The 5,804-nt window shown below is 37.9% G+C and carries 8 protein-coding genes; 3 read left to right on the forward strand and 5 right to left on the reverse strand.

Features of this window, described 5'->3' with window-relative positions:
* A partial coding sequence (locus A2003_RS05925) for an adenylyltransferase/cytidyltransferase family protein (protein WP_286686964.1) occupies nucleotides 1-182 on the reverse strand: 182 nt, incomplete at its 3' end.
* A 109-nt stretch (nucleotides 183-291) separates the two neighbouring features.
* On the opposite strand from A2003_RS05925, the gene A2003_RS05930 reads away from it, so the two are divergent.
* Nucleotides 292-1,092 (forward strand): enoyl-CoA hydratase-related protein, encoded by an 801-nt coding sequence (locus A2003_RS05930; RefSeq protein WP_129262282.1) that lies wholly within the window; start codon nucleotides 292-294, stop codon nucleotides 1,090-1,092.
* A 101-nt stretch (nucleotides 1,093-1,193) separates the two neighbouring features.
* On the forward strand, nucleotides 1,194-1,955 hold the full coding sequence (locus A2003_RS05935; protein WP_286686959.1) for a nitroreductase family protein: 762 nt from the start codon (nucleotides 1,194-1,196) through the stop codon (nucleotides 1,953-1,955).
* Here the strand turns inward: A2003_RS05935 and A2003_RS05940 are convergent, their stop codons facing one another.
* Together A2003_RS05940 and A2003_RS05945 are read right to left on the reverse strand one after the other, a co-directional pair.
* Nucleotides 1,956-2,270 carry a YqfO family protein gene (locus A2003_RS05940; protein WP_286686965.1) on the reverse strand — a complete coding sequence of 105 codons (315 nt, stop codon included), beginning with the start codon at nucleotides 2,268-2,270 and terminating at the stop codon, nucleotides 1,956-1,958.
* A gap of 60 nt (nucleotides 2,271-2,330) precedes the next feature.
* Nucleotides 2,331-2,462 (reverse strand): KGW motif small protein, encoded by a 132-nt coding sequence (locus A2003_RS05945; protein WP_004959789.1) that lies wholly within the window; start codon nucleotides 2,460-2,462, stop codon nucleotides 2,331-2,333.
* Between the two features lie 215 nt (nucleotides 2,463-2,677).
* On the opposite strand from A2003_RS05945, the gene A2003_RS05950 reads away from it, so the two are divergent.
* Entirely contained in the window at nucleotides 2,678-3,241 is a 564-nt protein-coding gene (locus tag A2003_RS05950) for a prolyl hydroxylase family protein (RefSeq protein ID WP_087540095.1), read from the forward strand.
* A 93-nt stretch (nucleotides 3,242-3,334) separates the two neighbouring features.
* On the opposite strand, the gene A2003_RS05955 is transcribed toward A2003_RS05950, so the two are convergent.
* Entirely contained in the window at nucleotides 3,335-4,558 is a 1,224-nt protein-coding gene (locus A2003_RS05955; RefSeq protein WP_151760275.1) for a multidrug effflux MFS transporter, read from the reverse strand.
* A 78-nt stretch (nucleotides 4,559-4,636) separates the two neighbouring features.
* Nucleotides 4,637-5,804, reverse strand: a 1,168-nt coding sequence (locus A2003_RS05960; protein WP_286686960.1) for a phosphoribosylformylglycinamidine synthase subunit PurQ, incomplete at its 5' end; no start/stop codon positions are given.

Consider the following 5,804-nt stretch of genomic DNA (forward strand, 5'->3'; position numbering starts at 1 on the left):
AGAATCATTTGCTCACGTTCATGGGCTAAAAATGGATTTTTGATATTCCGTTCCGATTGCGCTGAACCTAATGCCAAGATCACGTTCTGACTTTGCTGTAACGCAATTTCAATGGTTTGTAGATGTGCCAAATGAAAAGGCTGAAAGCGTCCAATAAAAACAAGATAGTCAAATGTGTACATAGGCGTAATTTCACTTTTTGTGAACTCATCAGTTGCACCATGTAACGCAAATATGCGACATAATGAGAGCACTTTAAAAATCAATCTGGATTAAAGCAAGGATAGTACGATGACACTTAGCTGTATTCAACAACCTCATCAACATTTGCAAGCAAATTTAGAAGATGGCGTACTCACCTTAGCCATTAACCGTTCAGAAGCCAAAAATGCACTTTACGGTGAACTTTATCTTTGGATTGCAAAAGCATTAGATGAAGCCGATACAAATAAAGATGTACGTATTGTGATTTTCCGTGGTGCAGAACAAGATTTTACTGCGGGTAATGATATGAAAGACTTCATGGGCTTTATGCAAAAGCCATATGAAGGCAAAGCGGGTGATCAACCTCCATTTGTATTATTAAAAGCTGCGGCTCGTTTTTCTAAGCCACTTATTATCGCAGTGAAAGGTGTTGCGATTGGTATTGGTGTAACAATCTTATTACATGCTGACATCGTATTTGCAGACAATACTGCCCTATTCCAAATTCCATTCGTAAGTTTAGGCCTTTCTCCTGAAGGTGCTGCGAGCCGTTTATTGGTCAAACAAGCAGGCTATCAGAAAGCGGCTGAATTATTATTCACAGCGAAGAAATTTGATGCAGCAACAGCAGTAAAAGCAAATCTTGTAAATGACGTTGTTGAAGATGCCTATGCAACCGCTCAACAAACCGCTCAACATTTAGCAGCATTACCTTTAGCATCTCTAAAACAAAGTAAAGCGCTAATGAAAAAAGACTTAGCTGAAATTATTGCTTGCGTCGACGAAGAAGCTGAAATCTTTATGCAGCGTGTACGCTCACCTGAAATGATGGAAGCTGTACAAGCATTTATGCAAAAACGTAAGCCTGACTTCTCACAGTTCAATTAATACATTTCACTGTTTTTATACAAACCATTTAGTCAAGACTGGGTGGTTTTTTTATTTAACGTCCCAATATTAACAACAAACTTATAGGAACATTTATTCTCATGTCTGAGCAAAATCAAACCGAAAAAAAACGCTACTACGAACCTGCCCCTCAAGATATTGATGTTGCCAATTTCCGGAAAGTCATTGAAAGCCGTCGTTCAGTACGTAAGTTCACGGATAAACCGATTCCAAGTGAGATTTTAGATGAATGTTTAGATTTGGCACTGCTTGCACCCAACTCATCAAACTTACAGCCTTGGACATTCTATGTGGTGCAAAATCCAAGCAAGAAAAAACAACTGGTTAAAGCGTGTTTAGGACAACTTGCTGCTAAAACTGCATCCGAATTAATTGTATGTGTCGCTAGAACAGATCGTGTTGATGAGATGGCAAAACTAAATATCACCGAGTTTCCATTTCCCGAAGCACCACCAGCGGTTCAAAAGTATTACCGCTTTATTCCCTACAACTATAAAACAGGTTATTTCAATGCCTTAGGTAACTTCAAAAAAGTTGCATTTAAAGTAGCCCGTACACTTGATAAACAACTTCCTGTGACTGCATTTAACCCTGCCGATGCCAAATTATGGGCAACTAAAACCACAGCTTTAGCCTGTGAAAACCTTGTATTGGCTTTACGCGCTTATGGTTTTGATAGTTGTATGATGAAAGGTTTTGATGAACCTTTGGTTCGTAAAATTTTAAAGCTAAATGATCAACAATATCCTGTGATGGTGATTGGTGCAGGTGAACGGGCTACAGATGGTGTGTTCTTCCCGCAATATCGTTTTGATCGTAATTTATTTATTCAAAAAGTATAATTATTCAATATCTAATATTTGCATAAACTCAAAGGCAGGCTCTTCATAAGGATGGCTTGCCTTTAATGCTTTTGCCACAACACTGGCTTTTTCTTCAGGCACAATAGTTTCTACACGCCATTCCTCAAGCTGCTCTAGTTCGTCTAATTGCCCTAAAAACGGATTTGCACCTTTAACAGGCTTAAACTGCCCTATTCCTTTCGCTTGCCAAGCACAATGCTCATAATTGCCAATACCACCTGCACCAGCTTCAAAGATAGCTTTTTTGGTTAATTCAAGGTGTGATTCAGGTACATAATAAATAAGTTTTAGCATATTCTTAATGATGTTGAACTCTTGCTGATCATCAATCATAAGCTTAAAAACAATGAAATATCAAAGCGAAATATTCATAACGAGGTAACTAACAACTATGAATACAACTTGGATAGCAACCGTTAAGCCAAACCAAAACCAACCTTTATCTTTGCTATGGATTGTTCTCATGTGATTTGCATTTTTCATCATGTTGTTCTCCGATTCTTATGATCATTATTGAGAATGCAAAAATTGAACCATTTTAAATAATATTAATTAAACTAGTTATGATGATAAAATAACCAATTCCAACTCAAAATGCTATAGGTCATCAAAATGGGATAACTTCAACTCAAACTCTTTTTCTACAACAAGAAAAACAACAAACACATCAGAACTCACCTTTAATTTTTACTGTAGATGATGTGTTCTCAGATCAAGAATGTCTTTCATTCATCGAACTTAGTAATCAATATCATTATGAAACAGCTGATATATTCCTAAACTCAGCTCGTCAAGTGCTCACCAATGTTAGAAATAATAAACGAGTGATTTATGATGATATTCAGCTTGCTGAAACACTATTTTCCAAACTTAAACATTTACTGCCTAAACAATTGAATGGCTGGATATTAAGTGGCTTAAATGAACGTTTCCGTTTTTATCGTTATGAAAATGGTGAAACGTTTAAGCCACATTGGGATGGAATTCATGAAGTAAACGATTGGCACAGTAGCAAACTGACTTTATTGATCTACCTCAGCGAAGATTTTACGGGTGGAGAAACAATTTTTTACCGTGATAGTGGTATGCTGAAACCATGTAAGGAAACTCAAATTGCGAGTGTTCAACCCAAACTTGGGCAGATATTAGTATTTGAGCATCAACAGTTACATGAGGGAGCACCTGTGCTTTCAGGTCAGAAATATGTATTACGTACCGATGTAATGTATAAACATCCGATGCTCTTAAAACATCAGGATTCTTAAATCCAATAAGCTGATCTAAATAAAAGCCATTTCATAATGGCTTTTATTTCAACGAATCAAAATACCTATATTTATTGTTTTCTACAAACCAGCTTATTTTTTATTGCATGCCATCACCTTTTTATTTGTTAAATATCGCTTCTCATATATTGTCATCGCAAAAGCTAAACCACATAAAATCACAAAACCACTGGTCATTGGAACTAATGTCCCGTTATATAACTGTCCAATAATCGAAGCCAGAATTAAAGACAATACAGAAGATGATGCACCAATAATTGCTGAAGCCATTCCTGCGACATGCCCCATCGGCTCCATAGCGATTGCATTTAAATTACCAAATAACGTTCCAAACAATAAAAATAGAATGCATGCATATAACATAAACATCCAAAAAGAAATCTGAACGCCAACAAGCTGAATAATCAGGAATATCAAAGAAATTAAACATAAACCCAAAAAACCGTAAATACAGATTGGACGCATACCAAACTTCATTACGATTCTAGAGTTAGTAAATGAAGCAATCCCCATCACACCTGCTAACACAGCAAAATAAGCACTAAACTCTGCACCTGTTTTACCAAACTGCTGCATAAAAATTTGTTGCGAAGTTCCTAAATAACCAATAAACCCACCAAAACAAAAGCCAGCACACAACAGATAACTCATCGTGGTTTTATTACTCACCACTTCCTTAAAACCATCTTTAAATGCTTGTACACGCATAGGCAAACGATTTTCTGGAGCTAAGGTTTCTTCTAAACGTAAAGCAACCCATAACCCAACAATAGTAGCGTAAACCATATATAAAACAAAAATATCTCGCCATCCAAAGAAATGAATAATTAATTGTCCTAAACTTGGTGCAACAGCTGGAGCAACCATAAATACCATCATGATCAAAGACATGATACGTGCCATTTGGGCACCACTATATTTGTCTCTCACAATGGAAATAGAAGCTACATAAGGACCAGACACCCCTATTCCTTGAATAAATCGCCCAACTAAAAACCATTCAAAACTTTGTGTGGAATAACACAACAAGCTTCCTAGAAAGTAAATGACAATCCCTGTAAATAAAATCCGTTTGCGTCCAATCGCATCCGACAATGGACCTGCAATCAATTGCCCCAAAGTCATACCAGAGAAAATCGTAATGATGACCCACTGTGACTGATTATCATTTTGTAAAATAAAAACTTTTCCGATTTCACCTAAAGCAGGTAATACCGCATCAATCGAAAAAGAAACGATCGACATTAATAATGCCATCAACAGAGCAAATTCGTGGAAATGGATTTTTGATTTCATTTGTTATTCTCCATCAATATTCATTTTTATACTTGAATGAAATAAGCCACCTTACGGTGGCTTATTTTTTATTTCATATTAACCAATGAACTTACGTGCATTGCGGAACATACGCAACCAAGCACCATCTTCAGCCCAATCTTCAGGCTTCCAAGAATGTTGTAAAGCACGGAAGTTACGCTCTGGGTGTGGCATCATTACTGTTGCACGACCATCTTTAGAAGTTTGTCCTGTAATCGCCTCAGGTGAACCATTCGGGTTCAATGGATAGTGCTGAGTTGGATTACCCAAACTATCTACATAACGCAAGATGACTTGGTTCTCTGCATTTAAAGTGGCAAGTTGTTGTTCTGTCGCAACTAAACGACCTTCACCATGCGCAACTGCGATTGGTAAAATCGAACCTTGCATATCTTCAAGCAACACAGAAACAGATTTCTCTACACGAACATTCACTGCACGCGCTTCAAATACTTCTGACATGTTACGGTGGAAACGTCCCCAATGCTCTGCACCAGGAATCAGCGGAGCAAGTTGTGACATCATTTGACAGCCGTTACATACGCCTAAGCTGAATGTATTTTCACGATGGAAGAATTGTTCGAACTGATCACGTAGTTTCGCATTGAACAATACTGATTTCGCCCAGCCACCACCAGCACCCATCACGTCACCGTATGAGAAGCCGCCACATGCCACTAAACCTTCAAAGTCGCTTAAGCTCACACGGCCTGCAAGTAAATCACTCATGTGTACGTCGATAGTATTGAAGCCTACTTTGTCAAAGGCTGCCGCCATTTCCACATGACCATTTACACCTTGCTCACGCAAAATTGCCATATTTGGACGACGTGTATTGATAAACGGCGCTTCAACTGGCTCATTTAAGTCATATGTTGGTTGTGCAATTAAACCTTTGTGGTTCTTATCTGCAATTAAAGCAAATTCTTGATCAGCTGTTTCAACGTTGTCACGTAAACGTTGGATCTGATGTGAAACTTCAGCCCAAGCTTGTTGTAATTCAGCACGCTCAAGCGTTAAACCATTTACAACCAATTGATCAGTTGTATTCACACGACCAACAACAGCAATTGTATCTTTCAAGCTAGATGCTGCAACTTCAACTTCTAACTGCGCCCAATCAGCAGCCGTAATTTGAAGTACTGCACCAATTTCTTCAGCAAATAAGCTTTCAGTTGATTGATTTTCTAGAGCAACACCTAAACGCGATGCGAACATCATTTCA

The sequence above is a fragment of the Acinetobacter sp. GWC1_38_13 genome, from assembly GCF_001767535.1.
Lineage (GTDB): Bacteria > Pseudomonadota > Gammaproteobacteria > Pseudomonadales > Moraxellaceae > Acinetobacter > Acinetobacter junii.